Origin of the sequence: Avibacterium volantium, from assembly GCF_049366555.1 — a bacterium.
Taxonomy (GTDB): domain Bacteria; phylum Pseudomonadota; class Gammaproteobacteria; order Enterobacterales; family Pasteurellaceae; genus Avibacterium; species Avibacterium volantium_A.
Genome location: NZ_JBMMGT010000031.1, coordinates 1 through 19,810, shown reverse-complemented (window position 1 = coordinate 19,810; position 19,810 = coordinate 1). Strand labels below are relative to the sequence as shown.

Genomic DNA, 19,810 nt, shown 5'->3' with positions numbered 1-19,810 from the left:
TTATTATGGCTAAAGTCATTTTTTTACCTCACGAAACCCTTTGTCCGGAAGGAATGGTGGTGGACGCTGCCGAAGGGGATAATTTATTAGATGTGGCATTAGATGCCGGCATTGAAATTGAACACGCGTGCGATAAATCCTGTGCTTGCACCACCTGCCACGTTGTGATCCGCGAGGGATTTGATAGTTTAAATGAAAGCACCGAAGCGGAAGACGATATGCTAGATAAGGCTTGGGGCTTAGAAGTGGACAGCCGTTTAAGCTGCCAATGCCAAATTGGTAAAGAAGATTTGGTGGTGGAAATTCCAAAATACAGTTTAAACCACGCTAGAGAAGAGCATTAAGCGAGAACAAAAGCAAAAACTGATTAAGGTTTTCTAACTGGGGCGGAGTAAAATCCGCCTATCTATTTTATGGCGAAATATGTCGTGATTTGTTTAAGATCAAATCGCTATAACTCATAAAGATTTAGTTTTTGCCTTTTTAGTAATGAGCTTAGATAATAGTCAGCATTGTCCTGACCTTGAATAGAAGGAAAAATATGAAAATCCAACAAACCATTAAACAAAACCATCTTGGGCTGTTATTCCAACAAGGCTCATTTGGGATTGAAAAAGAGAGCCAGCGTGTACACGCAGACGGTTCTATCGTAACCACTGAACACCCTAAGGTTTTTGGCAATCGATCGTATCATCCTTATATTCAAACGGATTTTGCTGAAAGCCAAGTAGAAATAATCACCCCGCCACAGCATAAATTGGAAGATAGCCTGCGTTGGCTTTCTGCCATTCATCAAGTGGTACTGCGTTCTATTCCAGAAGATGAATATTTGTTCCCACTCAGTATGCCAGCAGGCTTACCACCAGAAGATCAAATTCAAGTGGCGCAATTAGACAATGCTGAAGATGTGGCTTACCGCGAGCATTTAGTGAAATCTTACGGCAAAAATAAGCAAATGGTGAGTGGCATTCACTACAACTTCCAGCTTGATCCTGAACTGGTACAGACCCTTTTCAAAGCACAGTCAAAATATCAAAGTGCGGTGCAATTTCAGAATGATTTATACCTCAAAATGGCGAAGAATTTCCTTCGTTATCAATGGGTTTTACTTTATTTGCTAGCTGCAACGCCAACGGTGCAAGATAATTATTTCAAACAAGGTAGCCCATTAAAAGCAGGGCAATATGTACGCAGCCTGCGTTCAAGCCAATATGGCTATGTGAATGATCCTGAAATTAAAGTGTCTTTTGATAGCATTGAAAGCTATGTGGAAAGCCTTGAGCATTGGGTGAAAACAGGCAAGCTCATTGCCGAAAAAGAATTTTATTCTAATGTACGTTTGCGCGGTGCGAAAAAAGCCCGCGAATTGCTCAACAACGGTATTCAATATTTAGAGTTTCGCTTGTTCGATCTTAACCCGTTCGATCAATACGGCATCACCCTCAGCGATGCGAAATTTATCCATTACTTCGTTTTATTAATGATTTGGCTGGATGAAACAGTGGATCAAAATGGTGTGGAATTAGGCAAGGCAAGATTGGCTGAAGTGGCATTAGAAAATCCCCTTTCACCAACCCAATATGCCGCTGAGGGTGAACAATTATTAAACCAATTATTAGCAATGTTGCAAGAGATTCAAGCTCCGCAAGAAATCAGTGAAATCGTGCAACAAAAATTACAACAGTTTGCCGATCCAGCTTTAACCCTTGGCGGACGTTTAGTGCAAGCCATTGAAAAAGCAGGTGATTATCAAAAACTTGGGGCAGCCCTTGCGCAACAATATAAAGCCAATGCTTTTGAGCGTTTTTATGCATTGGAAGCCTTTGATAATATGGAATTATCCACCCAAGCGTTATTGTTTGATTTGATCCAAAAAGGGATCAAAACGGAAATTTTGGACGAGCAAGATCAGTTCCTTTGCTTGCAAGTGGGCGATCATATTGAATATGTGAAAAACGGCAATATGACCTCAAAGGATAGCTATATCTCGCCGTTGATTATGGAAAATAAAGTGGTTACCAAAAAAGTATTGCATAAAGCAGGCTTTAACGTGCCACAGAGTATGGAATTTACCTCCGCCGAACAAGCCATTGCGAATTACGGCTTATTTGAAGGGCGCGCCGTGGTAATTAAGCCAAAATCTACCAATTATGGTTTAGGTATCACTATTTTCCAACAAGGTGTTAGCAACCGTGAAGATTTTGCGAAAGCCATTGAAATTGCCTTCCGCGAAGATAAAGAAGTGATGGTGGAAGATTACCTAAGCGGCACGGAATATCGTTTCTTCGTGCTAGGTGATGAAACCCTTGCCGTGCTATTACGCGTGCCAGCCAATGTGGTGGGTGATGGCAAACACAGCGTGGCAGAATTGGTCGCGGCGAAAAACGATCACCCATTGCGTGGCGATGGTAGCCGTACGCCATTGAAAAAAATTGCCCTTGGCGATATTGAGAAACTACAACTCAAAGAGCAAGGCTTAACGGTGGATAGTATTCCTGAAGCGGGGCACATTGTGCAACTGCGTGCCAATTCAAACATCAGCACAGGCGGTGATAGCATTGATATGACCGATGAAATGCACCCAAGCTATAAAGCGCTCGCTGTTGGCATCACCAAGGCAATGGGCGCGGCAGTTTGTGGCGTGGATCTGATTATTCCTGATCTCCACAAGCCCGCTGAGCCAAGCTTGCAATCTTGGGGCGTAATTGAAGCCAATTTTAATCCAATGATGATGATGCACATTTTCCCTTATTCAGGAAAATCACGCCGCCTCACTTTGGACGTGATTAAAATGTTATTCCCAGAATTGCCAAACTAAAAGTGCGGTGCTTTTTTTCTAAATTTTAATAAAAATAGGCTTAAATTTTTTAAGCCTATTTTTTTATGCTTTAAATCATCTTATTGGTGTTTTGCTAAAGCTGAAGTGGCGTATTGTTGCAATGCGTTTAATTCTTGCTTTCCTTTTTCAGATAATACTTTATTGTCTTGCAAAATTTGGCTTGAGCGGGCGACAATAAATTCTAAATAGGTTTTATTGCCCAGTTTTTCAAATTGTTCTTTGGCAAAATACATATCAGCAAAATCTTTATTAATTTGTGAAAGTAATAATTTTTGTCCGACTAATATCATTAATGCAATCACAAGAGCAATTACCGTGCCATAGCCTTTGGTTGGGTAATAAGCAATGCCGCCAATAATAAAAAGTGCGGTGATTAATTTGGAACTATTTTTTAAATAGCTTTCATTCTCTGGTGGATTAATTAGATCTTTTAACTTCATTAAACATTCCTTTTTATTATCATTGTGAATTTGTTTACTCTAATAAAAAAGGCGGTTTTTAACACCGCCCTTTAGTAAATTTTAGTTAGGCTAAAATACCGAAATAGTATCCCACAATGCCCACACCAAACAAGGCGAAAATAATGTACATTGCATTGATTTTTTTCTGCAATAAATACATACATAAGAAGGTTAAACCTAACGCAGCAAGCCCCGGAAGCAGTTCATTTAACACGCTTTGCACTGTTGTTACCACTTCTTGCCCTTGCGAGTTTACATAGCGTGAGAGTTCAAGTGGAATATTAATGGTTGTCCATTTAGATACCAGCGCGCCCATTACAAATAACCCCAAAATAGAGGCTCCTTGGGTAAGTTTTTGTAAGCGACCGCCGCCCATATCTTGCACAATTTCCGTTCCTTTCGCATAACCATAATGGAAACCATACCAACGGGTTAAGGCACGGAAAATGTTAATGCCGATAAAGAATAACAATGGGCCTAATAGGCTTCCGCTAATGGCTAAACCTGCCCCTAAGGCGGCGAGAACAGGGCGTAATGTTCCCCAGAAAATAGGATCACCCACGCCAGCTAATGGCCCCATTAGCCCCACTTTTACGCCACTAATCGCTGCGTCATCAATGTCTGTTGCGCCGTTAGCACGTTCTTGTTCCATTGCTACTGTTACACCAATGATTGACGAAGCAACCCAAGGCTGCGTATTAAAAAATTCAAGGTGGCGTTTTAACGCATCGGCTTGATCTTCTTTTTTGCTATATAAGCGTTTGATTGCGGGGATCATTGATACACAAAAACCCATTGCTTGCATACGCTCAAAGTTAAATGAGCCTAATAAAAATGTCGAACGCCAGTAAGTGCTACGAATATCCGCTTTAGTTAATTGTTTTTTCTCTGACATAATCAATTCCTTCTCTTATAGACCTTCAAGTTCATCATCGGCAAGTTCTTTTTTCACACTTGCAGCAGGCAAGGTTGCCTGATTAAAACGTGGGTTTAATTGAATATAAATTAATGCTAAACAAGCCCCTAATAACCCTAAACCAACAAGGTTATAGTTAGAGAATGAAGCAATCACGAAGCCCACAAAAAAGAACGGCATTAATGCGCCAGCACGCATCATATTAATCACCATTGCATAACCCACAACCACGATGAAGCCCCCTGCAATTTGTAAGCCACGGGTTACCACTTCAGGAATGGCACCTAAGGCGTGGGTTACGGTATCTGTGCCTGCCACTAATGCCACGAAGAAAGTTGGAATAGCTACCCTTAACGCTTGTAAGGCTAAGCCTGAAAAATGGCATAGTTCAATACCTCTGAAATTCGCTTGTTTAGCAAAATCATCGGCTTTATGTTGTAAGAAAATTGTGAGGGTTCGCACAAAAATAGTTAGCACCTGCCCTGCCGCTGCCACAGGAATGGCAATGGCAATGGCTGTGCCTTTATCTTGCCCACCTTTGATCACCAAAATAGCTGCGATCACTGAGGCTAAGGCTGCATCAGGCGCCATTGCTGCCCCAACGTTCATCCAACCAAGAGCAAGCATTTCAAGCGTACCGCCAATAATAACGCCAGAAGTAATATCACCTAGTACTAAACCGATCAGCGTACAAGCCACTAGTGGACGGTGAGTTTGTCTTTCATCTAACACGCTCCCCATACCGCAAATCGCGGCAACAAGGGTAACGAGGATAATTTCCATAGTTGTCATAAATAAGTCCTCTTAATTAAAATTTTAATGCGTCAAGTTTTTGTTTGGTTAATGGTTCTTTTGGGCTGCTTGCCACTTGTTGCAAGCTGAGATCAACCCCTAAATCTAATAATTTGCGGAAGGCTTCCACATCTTGTTGATTAACCGTAACCGCTTGTGAAAGCTGTTGATTGCCTTCTTTATAAGTCATACCGCCCACATTTACTTTATCCACTTTTACGCCCCCTTCAATTAGGCGAACAATATCTGCAGGATTAGTTACCAGCCACAGAATATTTTTCCCTGCATATTTCGGATTGTGGTAAACCTTAATGGCTTTTTCTACTGGAATCACATAGGATTTCAAGTGTTCTGGCGCAACTTGCAAGAGCAAATCACGGCGGATTGGATCTTCAGACACTTCATCACTCACCGCAAAAATCGCCTCGCACTTTACCGCTTTTGCCCAAGAAGTCGCAACCTGACCGTGGATTAAACGGCTATCAATACGTAATAAGGAAATATTCATATTGCCAGTAAGTGCGGTGCTTTTTTCTGAAGTTTTTTGTGTTTCTGAAGTGGCAACTTGAGCAGGCGCTGCCTGTTTTTTTGTTGTTTTCTCAGGCTGGAATGAACGCACTGCCGCCACACCCACTTCTTTTGCGGTACTCACTAATTCTGCGAGAGAAGCGCCGTCTTTCGCGTCTAACACTTCAAGTAGCATTGGCAAATTCACACCAGTTACAATATCCGTATTTTCTCCACGCATTGTGGCAACACGGCTTGCCGCGTTATAAGGGCTACCACCAAATAAATCCACCAAAAATAAAACGGGTTCATTTTCTGGTAATTGGGCAATAATCGCCTGATATTTCTCGACTAAATGCTCACCACCCTCACCCGGTAAAAAGGTTACAACGTGGGTATTTTCATCTTCGCCGTAAACCATTGCCGCTGAATTTACCAGTTCTTCTGAAAATTTACCGTGCGTTGCAACAATAATATGGGTCATATAACCTCCAAATTTGTTTGAAAAAACGTTTCAGCAAAATAAGTAAAGCAATGCAACCGATTGCAAATACTGAGAAAGTGTAATCCTAATTTTTGGCAGATTAAATGCCTTTTTGCTGAAAATATGATCTGTATCACAAAAAGAAACGAAGGCGCACGAGGCTATTTACATAATCTTTACTTTTTACTGAGGGATTTTTAGAATGAAAAGGCAATTTGGCTCGAAAAGGAGTAAAGACAATGGCATACAAAATGGTTTTCTCAGATATGGACGGCACCTTGCTAAATGGCCAACATCAAATTAGCCCTGCAACGGCACAAGCCATACAACGCATTATGCAGCAAGGCATTCCTTTTATTCCTGTTTCCGCTCGCCCCCCTTACGCCATTTTGCCTTATATGGAACAACTTCATAATGAAAATGAAATTGTCTGCTACAGCGGGGCATTAATTTTAGACAAAAATCTCACCGCACTTTATTCCATTACCTTAGAAAATACGCTTTTGCCTCAACTGGAACAGATCTTAGCCCAGCACCCTACGCTTTCAGTGAGCTATTATTCTCATCTTGATTGGTTTACCACAGATTTAGACAGCCATTGGATTAAGCAAGAAAGCGGCATCACAGGGCTAAGAGCAAAAGAAAAACCGCAACATTTAAGCAATGTTCACAAAATTTTATTAATGGGCGAAGCGACACAGATTGAACAGATTGAACCTTTGCTCAAACAACAATTTCCACAGCTTTCTATTCACCGCTCCAAACAAGAATATTTAGAAATAATGAACAAAGCGGCGACCAAAGCCAATGCCATTCAATTTATGGCACAGCGAGCTACCGTAGATAAAGCAGACATCATTGCTTTTGGCGATAATTTTAATGATCTCGATATGTTGCAATATGTGGGCTTAGGCATTGCAATGGGCAATTCTCCAGAGGAAATTAAACGCATTGCCAAACAAATCACTGAGAGCAATGATGAAGACGGCATTGCATTAAGTTTAAGAAACATTTTTTCGCTTTCCTATTAAGGCGATAAAATGCTTTCCCCTTGAAGCACAAAAAAATCTAATTCTAGCGATAAATTAATATCTTAGATCCCTTTTTCGCAATGTGATCTAGCTCAATTTTTTCGCCTAATGAAATGACTATAATGATTTCACGAACAACCGAGCATAAGGAAATTATTATGAAAAATACTCGTATTGAAGTGGATTTATTAGGCGAACGCGAAGTGCCAAATGATGCCTATTGGGGCATTCACACATTGCGTGCAATGGAAAATTTCAACATTTCAGATGATACCATTTCTGACGTACCAGAATTTGTGCGTGGAATGGTAATGGTCAAAAAAGCCACCGCGCTAGCCAATGGTGAGCTAGGGGCAATTCCGAAAAAAATTGCCAATGCCATTGTCAAAGCCTGTGATGAAGTGCTAGAAAATGGACGCTGTATGGATCAATTCCCAACCGATGTTTATCAAGGCGGTGCAGGCACTTCCGTGAATATGAACACCAATGAAGTGATTGCCAACCTTGCATTGGAATTGCTCGGGCATAAAAAAGGCGAATACGACATTATCGATCCGATGGATCACGTTAATGCCAGCCAATCCACCAATGATGCCTATCCAACGGGCTTCCGCATTGCGGTATATAACAGCATTATGCACTTGCTGAAAAATATCCGTTATCTACAAAAAGGTTTTGAAGCCAAAGCCAAAGAGTTTGCTGATGTGCTAAAAATGGGCCGCACCCAATTACAAGATGCCGTGCCAATGACCGTAGGGCAAGAATTTAAAGCTTTCTCCGTGTTATTGGAAGAAGAAGTGCGTAACCTAAAACGCACAGCAAAATTATTGCTTGAAGTCAATCTTGGTGCGACCGCTATTGGTACGGGCTTAAACACCCCTGAAGGCTATGCGGAACTGGCGGTGAAATACCTTGCTGAAGTAAGCCAACTGCCTTGCGTACCTTCTGAAAACCTAATCGAAGCCACTTCCGACTGCGGCGCTTATGTGATGGTTCACAGTGCCTTAAAACGCACCGCGGTGAAATTATCCAAAGTGTGTAATGACTTACGTCTTTTATCTTCAGGCCCAAGAGCTGGGCTAAATGAAATCAACTTGCCAGAATTACAAGCAGGTTCGTCCATTATGCCTGCCAAAGTAAACCCTGTTGTGCCAGAAGTGGTGAACCAAGTGTGCTTTAAAGTGATCGGTAACGACACCACCGTGACTTTCGCCGCAGAAGCTGGGCAATTACAGCTTAACGTAATGGAACCGGTGATTGGTCAAGCAATGTTTGAATCCATTTCACTTCTTAGCAATGCGTGCGTGAACTTGCGTGATAAATGCGTGAATGGCATCACCGTGAACGCAGATGTGTGCCGTAACTATGTACTAAATTCTATCGGCATTGTTACCTATCTCAATCCGTTTATCGGCCACCACAATGGTGATATTGTTGGTAAGATTTGTGCAGAAACAGGCAGAAGTGTGCGCGAAGTGGTGCTAGAACGTGGCTTACTCACAGAAGAGCAACTTGACGATATTCTCTCTTTAGAAAATCTGATGAATCCGCGTTACAAAGCCACTCGCTTTACTGAAGAAGAATAATCACACTTAACAAAAATAATTAAGTGCGGTGAAAAATTTCCAAATTTTCCACCGCACTTATTTTTTTGCCGAATGAAAAAATTGACTTACTAAAAATAACTGAACAATGTCGCCCCCATTCCCAACAACACAGCGAGCGCGATAATCAACGCCGCAACGGCAAACAGTTTTGCCACCTGATTTGCGGTGTTATTACTAATCTTACCAACCAATTTGATTTGAATATTGTGCTTAAACAAAATGCTTTTCCTTTCTTTCGTTCCATTATTAACGTCCCAAGGCAAGCTTGATCACGCAAGCGATGCCGGTATTTTCCTAAAACAGTGCAATGAATTCCACACTGCGATTAGGTGGGAACAATTTTCACAATGTCTTTCATCGCTGTATTTTAAAGTGGTTTAAAGATTTTTATTCAGGAAAAACGGGAGATGACAAAATGAAAAGAATTTCGTGATAACCCTAAACAGAAAATAACAAATAAAATTTTAGGCAAAGAAAAAGCCCTCTTTATTAAAGAGGGCTTTCTCAAGAATTTTATGGCGGAGGAAGTGAGATTCGAACTCACGGAGGGCGTAAACCCTCGCCGGTTTTCAAGACCGGTGCCTTCAACCACTCGACCATTCCTCCGTGATTTAAGCGAGGTGAATAATACGAATTTTGCTATACCAAGTCAAGCAAGAAAATAAAAAATTAATTTGATTGCTTTTTTTTACAGCAACTTGCTTAGGGCTTAAACAAAAAACCGAGCATTAAGAATATTAATGCTCGGTTTTAATTCGATCAGGAAAGCGATTATTCTTCAGCTACCGCTTTGGTTGGCTCGGAATAAACGTGGCTAATCGCACTATGATGACCAGCCGAACCACGCCCATAAAAATAATAGCGCGACTCTTTCCATTGCACGATTGGATAAGCCGTATTTTCACTTTCAATCGCTTTCGCCAAGGTCATTTGCGCTTTGGTATGCTCCACGGCGGATACCGTACCTAAACGCCCTGTAAATTCATAAGTGCGGTCGGTTTTTTCCTCAATTTTTGCTGGTTGAGAAAAATCTTCCACTGCATTAGCCGCAGGCTCTGCACTCACTGAATTTAAACGCTGTAAAGAAGCCTGAACTTTCTTCTCCACCGATTCATTCGCAGGCTGAGTAATAAATCCCGCTAATGGTTTAGGTTCATCAGCACTGTTTTGCACAATCAATTTCGTTGCCGGTGTTACCACTGCAGCTTCCGATTGGTTATTTTGTTGCTCAAGCAATTCATCTACGGATAAAAACGCATTGCCTTTATTATTGGTAAATACATTGCTATCAATCCACACTTTACCACTGGCTAATTCTGGTGATGCCACGGCGGCAAATAATGGCATTGGTGATTTTTCTTCACCTTGCGATTGACGGCGACGGCGAGGATTATTCACGCGTAAATGACGTGGTAAACGGCGACGATTATCACGACGTTTTTCACCGCTCTCTGTATTTTCCTCAATTTCAAGCGCTGGCGTTACCACATTTTCTACTGCATTGACTTCAACAGCGTCTTTTTGAACAGGTAATGCTGCAACTTGGCGCGTTTCGACCACTTCTGCTGTTTCTGTTGTTGGTGCAACAGGTTCTTGCACTTCGGCAACACGTACCTTTTTGCGTAAATCACGGCGTTGGCGGCGTGGTTGCGCTTGCTCAACCACTTCTTCAATCACCTTAGTTTCAACAAGATGATTTTGGTGATTTTCATCAGCTTGCGCTTTTTTTGCCTTACGGGACGAACGCGTTTCTTGTTCCACCACTTTCTCTTGACGCTTATCTTCCACATTACGCCCATTTTCATTACGATTACGGCGTGTGTTGCGACGCTCTTGATTGCGACGGCGGTTGTTTTTATTAGAACGATTTGGTGTTTTCTTTGTTTCTTTTTCTTCCACAAAGAGCGATTTAATTTTCGCTAAAATACGCGAAATTAATGAAGGCTTATTGTCCTTCTTCGCCACAGGCATTGGCGCTGGCGTTTCAATCGCTAAAGATACCGCTGCATTTTCTAGCACGCTTTCGGTGGTGACTGCCGCAGTTTCAATATTGCGCGTAACCAAAGATTCTTCTGCGGCAAAATTATCATCTTGATCTTGATGTAATTTAGCTAAGTTATAACTTAACTCGTGAACGTCTTCACCCTCACGCACACGGAATACGCTGAAATGTGGTGTTTCCATTGCTTCATTTGGAGCAACCACAATATCTACGTTATGGCGTCTTTCAATGCTACTAATGGCTTTACGTTTTTCATTAAGCAGGTAAGAAGCAATTTGCACCGGCACAATGGTGTGAACTTGTTTGGTGTTTTCTTTGATCGCTTCTTCTTCCAATAAACGTAAGATGGACAGCGAGAGTGATTCGTTATCACGAATTTTCCCTGTACCTTGACAACGCGGACAAACGTGATGGGAAGACTCCCCTAAAGACGGGCTTAAACGCTGGCGGCTCATTTCTAATAAGCCAAAACGAGAAATACGGCTAATTTGAATACGCGCACGATCTTGACGCACCGCATCACGCATACGATTTTCCACTTCACGTTGATGACGAATTGGGGTCATATCAATGAAGTCGATAACAATTAAGCCACCTAAATCACGCAAGCGTAACTGACGCGCGATTTCATCAGCCGCTTCAAGGTTCGTGTTGAGCGCGGTTTCTTCAATGTCGCCACCACGGGTTGAGCGTGCCGAGTTAATATCAATGGCAGTAAGCGCTTCAGTCACATCAATCACAATTGAGCCGCCAGACGGTAAACGCACTTCACGTTGGAAGGCGGATTCAATTTGCGATTCAATTTGATAATGGCTGAATAATGGCACTTCGCCTTGATAGAGTTTAACGCGATTAATGAAATCAGGGCGCACTAATTTAATATGCGCTTTGGCTTTTTCATAAACCTTCTGATTATCAATCAAAATTTCGCCAATATCACGGCGTAAGTAATCACGAATCGCGCGGACAATGACATCACTTTCTTGATGAATCAAAAACGGCGCAGGACGGCTTTCAGAGGCTTGTTTAATAGCTTCCCAATGGTGTAACAGGACTTTTAAATCCCATTGTAATTCTTCTGGGGATTTGCCTACGCCAGCGGTACGTACGATTAAGCCGACACCTTCTGGCACATCAAGCGAGCTTAAGGCTTCTTTTAATTCTAAACGTTCTTCCCCTTCAATGCGGCGAGAAATTCCGCCAGCTCTTGGATTATTTGGCATAATCACCAAATAGCTACCTGCTAAAGAAACGAAAGTGGTGAGCGCCGCCCCTTTGTTGCCACGTTCTTCTTTATTTACTTGAACGATAACTTCTTGTCCTTCGTGCAAAATATCACGAATATTTGGGCGACCTTGATACACATAATCCGCAGGGAAGTATTCACGAGCAATTTCTTTTAAAGGAAGGAAACCATGGCGTTCCGCACCGTAATCAACAAATGCGGCTTCAAGGCTAGGTTCAACACGGGTGATGCGGCCTTTATAAATATTGGCCTTTTTTTGTTCGTGGCCTGGACTTTCAATGTCCAAGTCAAATAATCGTTGCCCATCAACGAGAGCAACCCGCAACTCCTCTTTTTGGGTTGCATTAATTAACATTCTTTTCATTCGATTTTCTCTTATATTTTCATCTTAAATTTGTCATAAAAAACCACCGCACTTTGGCTTCGCAATCGACCTCGTGTCTGTCGCAAAATGTCATTCTCTCGACTGTCAGTTGCTGGGTGCATTGATTGCGTTATCGAAGAACAATTTTCGATACAAACAAAATGACTGAAATAATTATTTTGCAAGCGTGGGTGATTTTTATCACACTTATTGTCCGTTTTTTATTCTGTTATCGCGGTAACAAAATTAATTTAGACAAATTTATTTTATAAAACAACGTCTTATGCCGTTTGCGGCGTTGTCTTTGCGTTTATTTCATTTTTCCCAGTAAGCTGGCAAAAATTCGCTCTATTATCTAACGATAGGGATTTTTTAGCAAGGTAAATCCGTGCATTTGTGCTATAATCCGCACAATTTTGCAAAGGATAAAATGAAACCAATGTCGAACAAAACTGATGAAAAAATTGTAAATCCTAGCGTAAAAATGTTGCAGATTAGCGAAGATGAAGCAGGCCAACGCATTGATAACTATTTGTTAAATAAGCTCAAAGGCGTGCCGAAAAGTTTAATCTATCGTATTTTGCGCAAGGGCGAAGTGCGGGTCAATAAAGGGCGAATTAAGCCTGAATATAAACTGCAAAGTGGTGATATTGTGCGCGTGCCACCTGTGCGCGTGAGTGAGAAAACGCAAGCGCCAGTATCGAAAAAGCTCAACAAAGTTGCCCAATTAGAACAGCAAATCATTTTTGAAGATGATGCCTTATTGGTACTCAATAAGCCTTCTGGTATTGCGGTACACGGCGGCAGCGGATTAGATTTTGGCGTGATTGAAGCCTTAAGGGCATTGCGTCCTGAAGCACGTTTTTTAGAATTAGTTCATCGTTTGGATCGGGATACTTCAGGCATTTTATTAGTGGCGAAAAAACGCTCGGCGTTGCGTCATTTGCACGAGCAACTGCGTAATAAAACCGTACGCAAAGATTATCTCGCCTTAGTGCGTGGGCAATGGCAATCCCATTGTAAAGCGATTAAAGCGCCATTACTTAAAAATGAACTGGCAGGTGGGGAACGAATTGTGCGCGTGAGCGAGCAAGGCAAGCCGTCAGAAACCTTATTTAGCATCGAAGAGCGCTATAACAATGCCACCTTGGTAAAAGCCTCTCCAGTTACTGGGCGAACTCACCAAATTCGTGTGCATACACAATACGCCGGCCACCCCATTGCCTTAGACAGCAAATATGGCGATAAACAGTTTGATAGCCAAATGACGGAATTAGGTTTAGATCGGTTGTTTTTGCACGCTTATGCCATTCGCCTTGAACACCCGAAAACGCAGGAAACCTTAACGCTCACTGCGCCACTTGAAAGTAAGCTCAAAGAGATTTTAAAACGCTTACGCCAACAAAAATTTAGCTAAAAAAATAAGTGCGGTGGAAAAATTGAAAAATTTCCACCGCACTTTATTTTAGACCCGTTTAAACCTTTTGCCCTTAAGATTTGTAAATCATTTTCGGTGGTTCATTATCCACAACGGTATTTTCATCAATAATCACTTTTTCAAGATTTTCGATTGATGGTAAGTCATACATTGTGTCAAGCAACAATCCTTCTACGATAGAACGCAAGCCGCGTGCGCCTGTTTTACGTTCTAACGCTTTCTTCGCCATTGCCACTAAGGCTTCGCGCGTAAATTCAAGAGTAACATCTTCAAACCCAAACAGAGCTTGGTATTGCTTGGTGAGAGCATTTTTCGGCTCGGTAAGAATTTGAATCAGGGCTTCTTCATCTAATTCTGCAAGCGGTGCGATCACAGGCAAACGTCCGATAAACTCTGGAATTAAGCCAAATTTCATTAAATCATCTGGCTCAACTTGCGTGAATAATTCGGTCAGTGTGGCTTTATCGTTCTGCCCTTTTACTTCCGCGCCAAAACCGATACCACTGCCAACGTGAACACGTTTTTCTACAATTTTTTCTAAGCCTGCAAATGCACCACCACAAATAAACAAGATCTTAGACGTATCAAGGCGTAACATTTCTTGCTGTGGATGTTTGCGTCCGCCTTGTGGTGGAATGGAAGAAATTGTGCCTTCAATTAATTTCAGCAAGGCTTGTTGTACACCTTCCCCTGATACATCACGGGTGATTGAGGCGTTTTCAGATTTACGCGTGATTTTATCAATCTCATCAATGTAAATAATGCCTTTTTCTGCTTTTTCGATGTCATAATCACAATTTTGCAATAATTTTTGCAGCACGTTTTCCACATCTTCCCCCACATAACCGGCTTCAGTTAGCGTGGTGGCATCTGCCATTGCGAAAGGCACATTTAAGGTTCTGGCTAAGGTTTCCGCGAGCAAGGTTTTTCCGCTTCCTGTTGGGCCAATGAGCAAAATGTTACTTTTACCTAATTCCACGTCATCTGATTTATACCCTACCTGCTGGCGTTTATAGTGGTTATATACCGCTACCGCTAGCACTTTTTTGGCATAATCTTGTCCGATGACATAATCATCTAAATGAGTGCGGATTTGGTGTGGGGTTGGTAATTCTGTGGTTTGATTTGCTTCCGCTTGCTCTTGCTTTTCGGCATCAACCAGCAAATTATGGCAAAGCTCGATACATTCGTTACAAATCGCGCCGTCTTCACCTGCGATCAATTTTTGCACTTCACTGCGTTTCTTGCCGCACATTGAGCAATGGAGCTGTTGTTCTGTTGTCATAACTTATTCCGTTTCTCTTTTCACTAATACTTCATCAATTAAACCGTATAATTTCGCTTCTTCGGCGGTCATAAAATTATCACGATCGGTATCTTGTTCCACTTTTTCAAAAGGCTGTCCTGTGTGGAACGCTAATCTTTCATTTAAGGTGTATTTAATTTTTAAGATTTCTTGTGCGTGGATTTGAATATCCGAAGCTTGTCCGCGATAGCCACCTAACGGTTGGTGAATCATCACACGTGCATTTGGCAATGCTGCACGTTTACCCGGTGCGCCGCCCGCTAACAAAAATGCACCCATTGAGCAGGCTTGCCCAATACATAGGGTACGCACATCAGGTTTGATGAATTGCATTGTGTCATAAATTGCCATTCCTGCCGTTACCACACCGCCAGGTGAATTAATATACAGGCTAATATCTTTATCTGGATTTTCTGATTCTAAAAACAGCAGTTGAGCCACGATTAAATTCGCCATGTTGTCCTCAACTTGACCGCTTAGAAAAATAATACGTTCTTTTAATAAGCGTGAATAAATATCGTAAGAACGTTCGCCACGCGCGGTTTGTTCAACCACCATAGGAATTAAAGCCATTGTATTCTCCATTGGTTTTCCTTTTCTATCAAGGGGTTATAAAAAGTTATAGTAAATTGAATTTAAACCATTGCTTTGCACTGAGTTAAGTTCAAGTCACTTCAAGGGTGAATTATATAACAAAAGTGCGGTCATTTTTGTGAAAAAAACGACCGCACTTTGAAATCAATGAGTTACAGCAAATTATGCTTGTGGATTCATTACTTCATCAAATGATGCTGGTTTTTCAGTTACCTGCGCTTTCGCTAACACGGCATCAATGGCTTGATCTTCTAAAACAACGTTACGAATATTGTTCATTAATTCTTTGTTGTTTTTGTAGTATTCCACCACTTCTGCTGGTTGTTCGTAAGCAGAAGCAATATCTTGAATCATTGCGTCAGCGCGTGCTTCGTCCGCTTTTAATTCATTTGATGCGATCACTTCAGAAAGCAATAAGCCAACTTGAACGCGGCGTTTTGCTTGCTCTTCAAATAATTCGCGTGGTAATTGTGCCGCTTGTTGTGCATTGCCACCAAAACGTTGTGCTGCTTGTTGGCGTAACACGTCAATTTCTTGTTCAACGGCTGCAGCTGGTACATCAATTGGGTTTTGTTCAATTAACCCTTCGATAACTTGATTTTTAACGCGTGCAGTTAAAGCGTTTTTCAATTCACGTTGCATATTTTTCGCGATTTCTGCGCGTAAATCTGCCACAGTTTTGGTGTTCGGCCCAAATTTCGCCACGAATTCGTCTGTTAATTCTGGCAATACCATCACTTCTACTTTTTTCAAGGTAATCGCGAATTTCGCTGCTTTACCTTTTAAGTTTTCTGCGTGATATTCTTCAGGGAAAGTGACATCAATATCAAATTGATCACCAGCTTTGTGGCCAATGATGCCTTCTTCAAAACCTGGGATCATTCTGCTTTGGCCCATTGCTAATACGAAGTCTGTTGCTTTGCCGCCTTCAAATTCTTCGCCATCAACTGTACCAACGAAATCAATAGTTACACGATCATCGGCTTTTGCTGGCTCTTGGGTTTCTTCCCAAGTTGCTTGTTGTTTGCGTAACACATCAACCATTTTGTCAATGTCTGCTTCGCTGATTTCAACAACAGGTTTTTCTACTTTAATTTGATCTAAACCTTTTAATTCTACTTCTGGATACACTTCAAAAGTTGCAGTGAAAACAAGATCTTTACCAGCTTCAAACTGTTCAACATTAAAACTTGGACGACCAGCAAGATTCACTTTGCTATCTACAAGTACGTTGAAGAAGTGTTTTTGTAATAAATCACCTAACACATCTTGACGCACAGATGCACCAAAACGTTTTTCAATAATATGTGGTGGGACTTTACCTTTACGGAAACCATCTACGCGTGCATTTTTTGCGACACGTTTTAATTCTTCACGCACCGCTTGATCTACGGTTTCAGCAGGAACGGTGATAGTTACACGACGCTCAAGACCTTGAGTTGTTTCAATATTAAATGACATTATGTTACCTCAAAATGAATTTGCACTCGGCGAACACTAACACCGAACACGTTAGTAAAAAGTTAAAAAGACACCAAATTATAGCGATACAACGCTCGCCAGTCGAGATGTTGAGAAATAAAAAACCACAACTGGCTATTTTTTACGCTAAAAAAGAAAAGCCTTACAGAATAAGGCTTTTGCTATGCGATTAATTAAAGTGATTTTGGTAAACGAATTTTCTGCCCCGGGAAGATCTTATCCGCATCTTTGATCACTTCTTTATTGGCTTCAACGATAGCGGTGTATTTTGCACCATTGCCATAAGTTTTTTCAGCGATTTTCCAAAGAGTATCGCCTTTCTGGATCACATAAAATTCTTCATCAGTCGCTAAGCTTTCACCGTTTTCAATGGCTACACCATCGACATTTACTGAATTAATGCCTACCACGTTACCCGCCATTAAAATCGCTTTTTCTAAGGCTTCAGCAGAGGCGGCATTACCTTCAATTTTAGCCACGCCATCTTCCACTTTAACCGAAAGATTTTCCACCCCTGGGTTATCTTCCGCAATGTGCTTTTCCACGGCTTCCGAGGCTTCTTCTTTTTTAGAGAAAAGTTTTCGACCAATATCGCCAACAAAATCAAATAAACCCATTTTTAGCTCCTTATTTATAAAACATTGAGTTAGGTTGCTAAGCCTACCCAATTCATCTTCATAAGTCTATATGCCTTCTGTAAATAATCTTGATCTTTACATTAATTGAAAATTCTCCGCAAAAAAGCACCGCACTTTTCTTTCTTTTATACTAAAATAGCCGCCAATTTTAGTAACTGAGGAAAAATTATGCGTTGGCAAGGTCGTAGAGAAAGTTCCAATGTGGAAGACAGAAGAAGTGCAAGAGGCGGTTTCGGCGGCGGTAAAAAAACGGGCGTGCTCGGCTTTATTATTTTATTGGTTGGTGCTTATTATGGCGTTGATTTATCAGGGATTGTCAGCACACCTGATTTTGGCAGCCAAGCTAACCATACGGTAAGTAGCCAAGAAGAACAAGAGCTAAATAGCCTTTCTCGGGTGGTATTAGCGGATACAGAAACCGTGTGGGGAAACTATTTCGCGCAACAAAATCAGCGTTATGCCCCGCCTATTATGGTGCTGTACAATGGCGCAACTTCCACCGCCTGTGGCACAGGACAATCTGCAATGGGGCCGTTCTACTGCCCCAACGATCATCGTGTTTATCTGGATCTGTCTTTTTATAGTGATATGAAACATCAACTCGGTGCAGAAGGGGAATCTGCTTTTGCCTATGTGATCGCTCACGAAGTAGGACACCATATTCAAAACTTGCTTGGTATTTTGCCGAAAGTCCATCGCGCGCAGCAAAGTCTTAGCCAAGCGCAAGCCAATCAGCTTTCGGTTAAATTAGAATTGCAGGCAGATTGTTTTGCCGGTGTGTGGGCTAATCAAGCAGCAAAAACCGGTTTATTTGAAACAGGCGATTTAGAAAAAGCCTTCCGCGCTGCTGAAGCGGTTGGGGACGATCGCTTACAAAAACGCTCGCAAGGCTATGCCGTACCAGACAGCTTTACCCACGGCACGTCTGCACAGCGTTTAACTTGGTTTAAACGCGGTTTGCAAACTGGTGAGCCAAGCCAATGTAACACGTTTAACTAACGGCGAAAAATAAAGTGCGGTGAAAAATTTCCAAATTTTCCACCGCACTTCTGTTTTATAACAAATCGCTTATCCCGAAAGATAAGCGATTTTATGTTTTAAGCCCTTATTGTGGTAATTCCATTGGCACTTCCATTAACAGAATTTCTGTGTCGGAATCTGCCACCACATCAAAACTTTCGGTATCCCAAATACCTAAACCATCACGGCTTGATAGCGGTTTTCCTGCAATCGTGGCGTTGCCTTTTAATACAAAAGCATACACGCCATTGCCTGCTTTATGAAGGTTATAAGTTTTGCTCGTACCTTTATCAAATTTCGCAAGAGAGAACCACGCATCTTGGTGAATCCACACGCCTTCATCATCGGCATTCGGTGAAAGAATTTGTTGGAAATCATTGCGTTTTTCCCCTTCAGCAATACTAATTTGCTGATAACGTGGTGTTACATTACGTTGATTTGGAAACACCCAAATTTGTAAAAATTGCACTGGTATGTCCGCATTTGGGTTCATTTCGCTGTGTGTAATGCCTGTTCCAGCTGACATCACTTGAATATCACCTTGGTGAATCACACTGCCGTTGCCCATACTGTCTTTGTGCGCTAAATCACCACTTAATGGGATAGAAATAATTTCCATATTGTCGTGTGGGTGTGTGCCAAAGCCCATTCCACCTTCCACATAATCATCATTGATCACACGCAATGCACCAAAATGGATACGCGCTGGATCATAATAATTGGCAAAGCTAAAGGTATGGCGACTTTTTAACCAACCGTGATTTGCATTGCCACGGCTATCTGCTGAATGAAATACTGTATTCATATTTACGCTCCTAATTCTGTTTAATTAATTTGTTTTACAGGGTATATTTTACGCCGTAGAATTGGGAGATAAAGCCCTCTTTCGTGAATACATTTTTTCCTATTGGTAAATAATAAGAAAGAACAATTAACTTTTATACATAAAATGGCAAAAAAAGTGCGGTATTTTCCACCGCACTTTTCTGTTGAGGAAAGAAGCTATTTTTCTGCCATACCTGCCACAATATGGCAAATATCCCCTTTATTACCGTAATGACAAGGCATTAAATAGAAATCCTT

General features: G+C 41.5%; 17 protein-coding genes and 1 tRNA gene. 6 read left to right on the top strand and 12 right to left on the bottom strand.

Annotation, left to right across the window (positions count from 1 at the left end; all coding sequences use genetic code 11):
* Positions 1-5 precede the first annotated feature (5 nt).
* The gene (gene fdx / locus ACLS0A_RS09605; RefSeq protein ID WP_416083316.1) at positions 6-344 is read left to right on the top strand and encodes an ISC system 2Fe-2S type ferredoxin; all 339 of its coding nucleotides are present in this window, start codon (positions 6-8) and stop codon (positions 342-344) included.
* 197 nt (positions 345-541) lie between these two features.
* Positions 542-2,818: a bifunctional glutamate--cysteine ligase GshA/glutathione synthetase GshB gene (gene gshAB, locus ACLS0A_RS09600; protein ID WP_416083315.1), complete on the top strand. Its 2,277-nt coding sequence runs from the start codon at positions 542-544 to the stop codon at positions 2,816-2,818.
* Positions 2,819-2,898: 80 nt separating this feature from the next.
* Here the strand turns inward: gshAB and ACLS0A_RS09595 are convergent, their stop codons facing one another.
* From ACLS0A_RS09595 to ACLS0A_RS09580, 4 genes are all read right to left on the bottom strand, one after another.
* Entirely contained in the window at positions 2,899-3,279 is a 381-nt protein-coding gene (locus ACLS0A_RS09595; protein WP_126371543.1) for a hypothetical protein, read from the bottom strand.
* 85 nt (positions 3,280-3,364) lie between these two features.
* On the bottom strand, positions 3,365-4,195 hold the full coding sequence (manZ, locus tag ACLS0A_RS09590) for a PTS mannose transporter subunit IID (RefSeq protein ID WP_416083314.1): 831 nt from the start codon (positions 4,193-4,195) through the stop codon (positions 3,365-3,367).
* 15 nt (positions 4,196-4,210) lie between these two features.
* The gene (locus ACLS0A_RS09585) at positions 4,211-5,008 is read right to left on the bottom strand and encodes a PTS mannose/fructose/sorbose transporter subunit IIC (protein ID WP_416083313.1); all 798 of its coding nucleotides are present in this window, start codon (positions 5,006-5,008) and stop codon (positions 4,211-4,213) included.
* A gap of 16 nt (positions 5,009-5,024) precedes the next feature.
* Positions 5,025-5,999, bottom strand: a complete 975-nt coding sequence (locus ACLS0A_RS09580) for a mannose/fructose/sorbose PTS transporter subunit IIB (RefSeq protein ID WP_416083312.1) — start codon at positions 5,997-5,999, stop codon at positions 5,025-5,027.
* A 239-nt stretch (positions 6,000-6,238) separates the two neighbouring features.
* On the opposite strand from ACLS0A_RS09580, the gene ACLS0A_RS09575 reads away from it, so the two are divergent.
* Entirely contained in the window at positions 6,239-7,030 is a 792-nt protein-coding gene (locus ACLS0A_RS09575) for a Cof-type HAD-IIB family hydrolase (protein ID WP_416083311.1), read from the top strand.
* Between the two features lie 158 nt (positions 7,031-7,188).
* On the top strand, positions 7,189-8,616 hold the full coding sequence (aspA, locus tag ACLS0A_RS09570; RefSeq protein WP_416083310.1) for an aspartate ammonia-lyase: 1,428 nt from the start codon (positions 7,189-7,191) through the stop codon (positions 8,614-8,616).
* Positions 8,617-8,705: 89 nt separating this feature from the next.
* Here aspA and ACLS0A_RS09565 read toward each other — a convergent pair whose 3' ends face one another.
* The 3 genes from ACLS0A_RS09565 to rne form a co-directional block, all read right to left on the bottom strand.
* On the bottom strand, positions 8,706-8,855 hold the full coding sequence (locus tag ACLS0A_RS09565; protein ID WP_416080197.1) for a hypothetical protein: 150 nt from the start codon (positions 8,853-8,855) through the stop codon (positions 8,706-8,708).
* A 298-nt stretch (positions 8,856-9,153) separates the two neighbouring features.
* Positions 9,154-9,243, bottom strand: a tRNA-Ser gene (locus ACLS0A_RS09560).
* Positions 9,244-9,408: 165 nt separating this feature from the next.
* The gene (rne, locus tag ACLS0A_RS09555) at positions 9,409-12,249 is read right to left on the bottom strand and encodes a ribonuclease E (RefSeq protein WP_416083309.1); all 2,841 of its coding nucleotides are present in this window, start codon (positions 12,247-12,249) and stop codon (positions 9,409-9,411) included.
* 439 nt (positions 12,250-12,688) lie between these two features.
* On the opposite strand from rne, the gene rluC reads away from it, so the two are divergent.
* Entirely contained in the window at positions 12,689-13,666 is a 978-nt protein-coding gene (rluC, locus tag ACLS0A_RS09550; RefSeq protein ID WP_416083308.1) for a 23S rRNA pseudouridine(955/2504/2580) synthase RluC, read from the top strand.
* 73 nt (positions 13,667-13,739) lie between these two features.
* Here the strand turns inward: rluC and clpX are convergent, their stop codons facing one another.
* From clpX to lysM, 4 genes are all read right to left on the bottom strand, one after another.
* The gene (clpX, locus tag ACLS0A_RS09545) at positions 13,740-14,972 is read right to left on the bottom strand and encodes an ATP-dependent protease ATP-binding subunit ClpX (protein ID WP_416083307.1); all 1,233 of its coding nucleotides are present in this window, start codon (positions 14,970-14,972) and stop codon (positions 13,740-13,742) included.
* Positions 14,973-14,975: 3 nt separating this feature from the next.
* The gene (clpP, locus tag ACLS0A_RS09540; protein ID WP_416083306.1) at positions 14,976-15,566 is read right to left on the bottom strand and encodes an ATP-dependent Clp endopeptidase proteolytic subunit ClpP; all 591 of its coding nucleotides are present in this window, start codon (positions 15,564-15,566) and stop codon (positions 14,976-14,978) included.
* A gap of 183 nt (positions 15,567-15,749) precedes the next feature.
* A complete protein-coding gene (gene tig / locus ACLS0A_RS09535) occupies positions 15,750-17,048 on the bottom strand; it encodes a trigger factor (protein ID WP_416083305.1) in 1,299 nt (432 codons plus the stop codon).
* Positions 17,049-17,242: 194 nt separating this feature from the next.
* Entirely contained in the window at positions 17,243-17,686 is a 444-nt protein-coding gene (gene lysM, locus ACLS0A_RS09530) for a peptidoglycan-binding protein LysM (protein ID WP_103855692.1), read from the bottom strand.
* A gap of 189 nt (positions 17,687-17,875) precedes the next feature.
* Between lysM and ypfJ the strand changes: the two genes are divergently transcribed.
* Positions 17,876-18,706 (top strand): KPN_02809 family neutral zinc metallopeptidase, encoded by an 831-nt coding sequence (ypfJ, locus tag ACLS0A_RS09525; RefSeq protein ID WP_416083304.1) that lies wholly within the window; start codon positions 17,876-17,878, stop codon positions 18,704-18,706.
* Positions 18,707-18,812: 106 nt separating this feature from the next.
* Here ypfJ and ACLS0A_RS09520 read toward each other — a convergent pair whose 3' ends face one another.
* Positions 18,813-19,532: a pirin family protein gene (locus ACLS0A_RS09520; RefSeq protein ID WP_416083303.1), complete on the bottom strand. Its 720-nt coding sequence runs from the start codon at positions 19,530-19,532 to the stop codon at positions 18,813-18,815.
* Positions 19,533-19,810 lie beyond the last annotated feature (278 nt).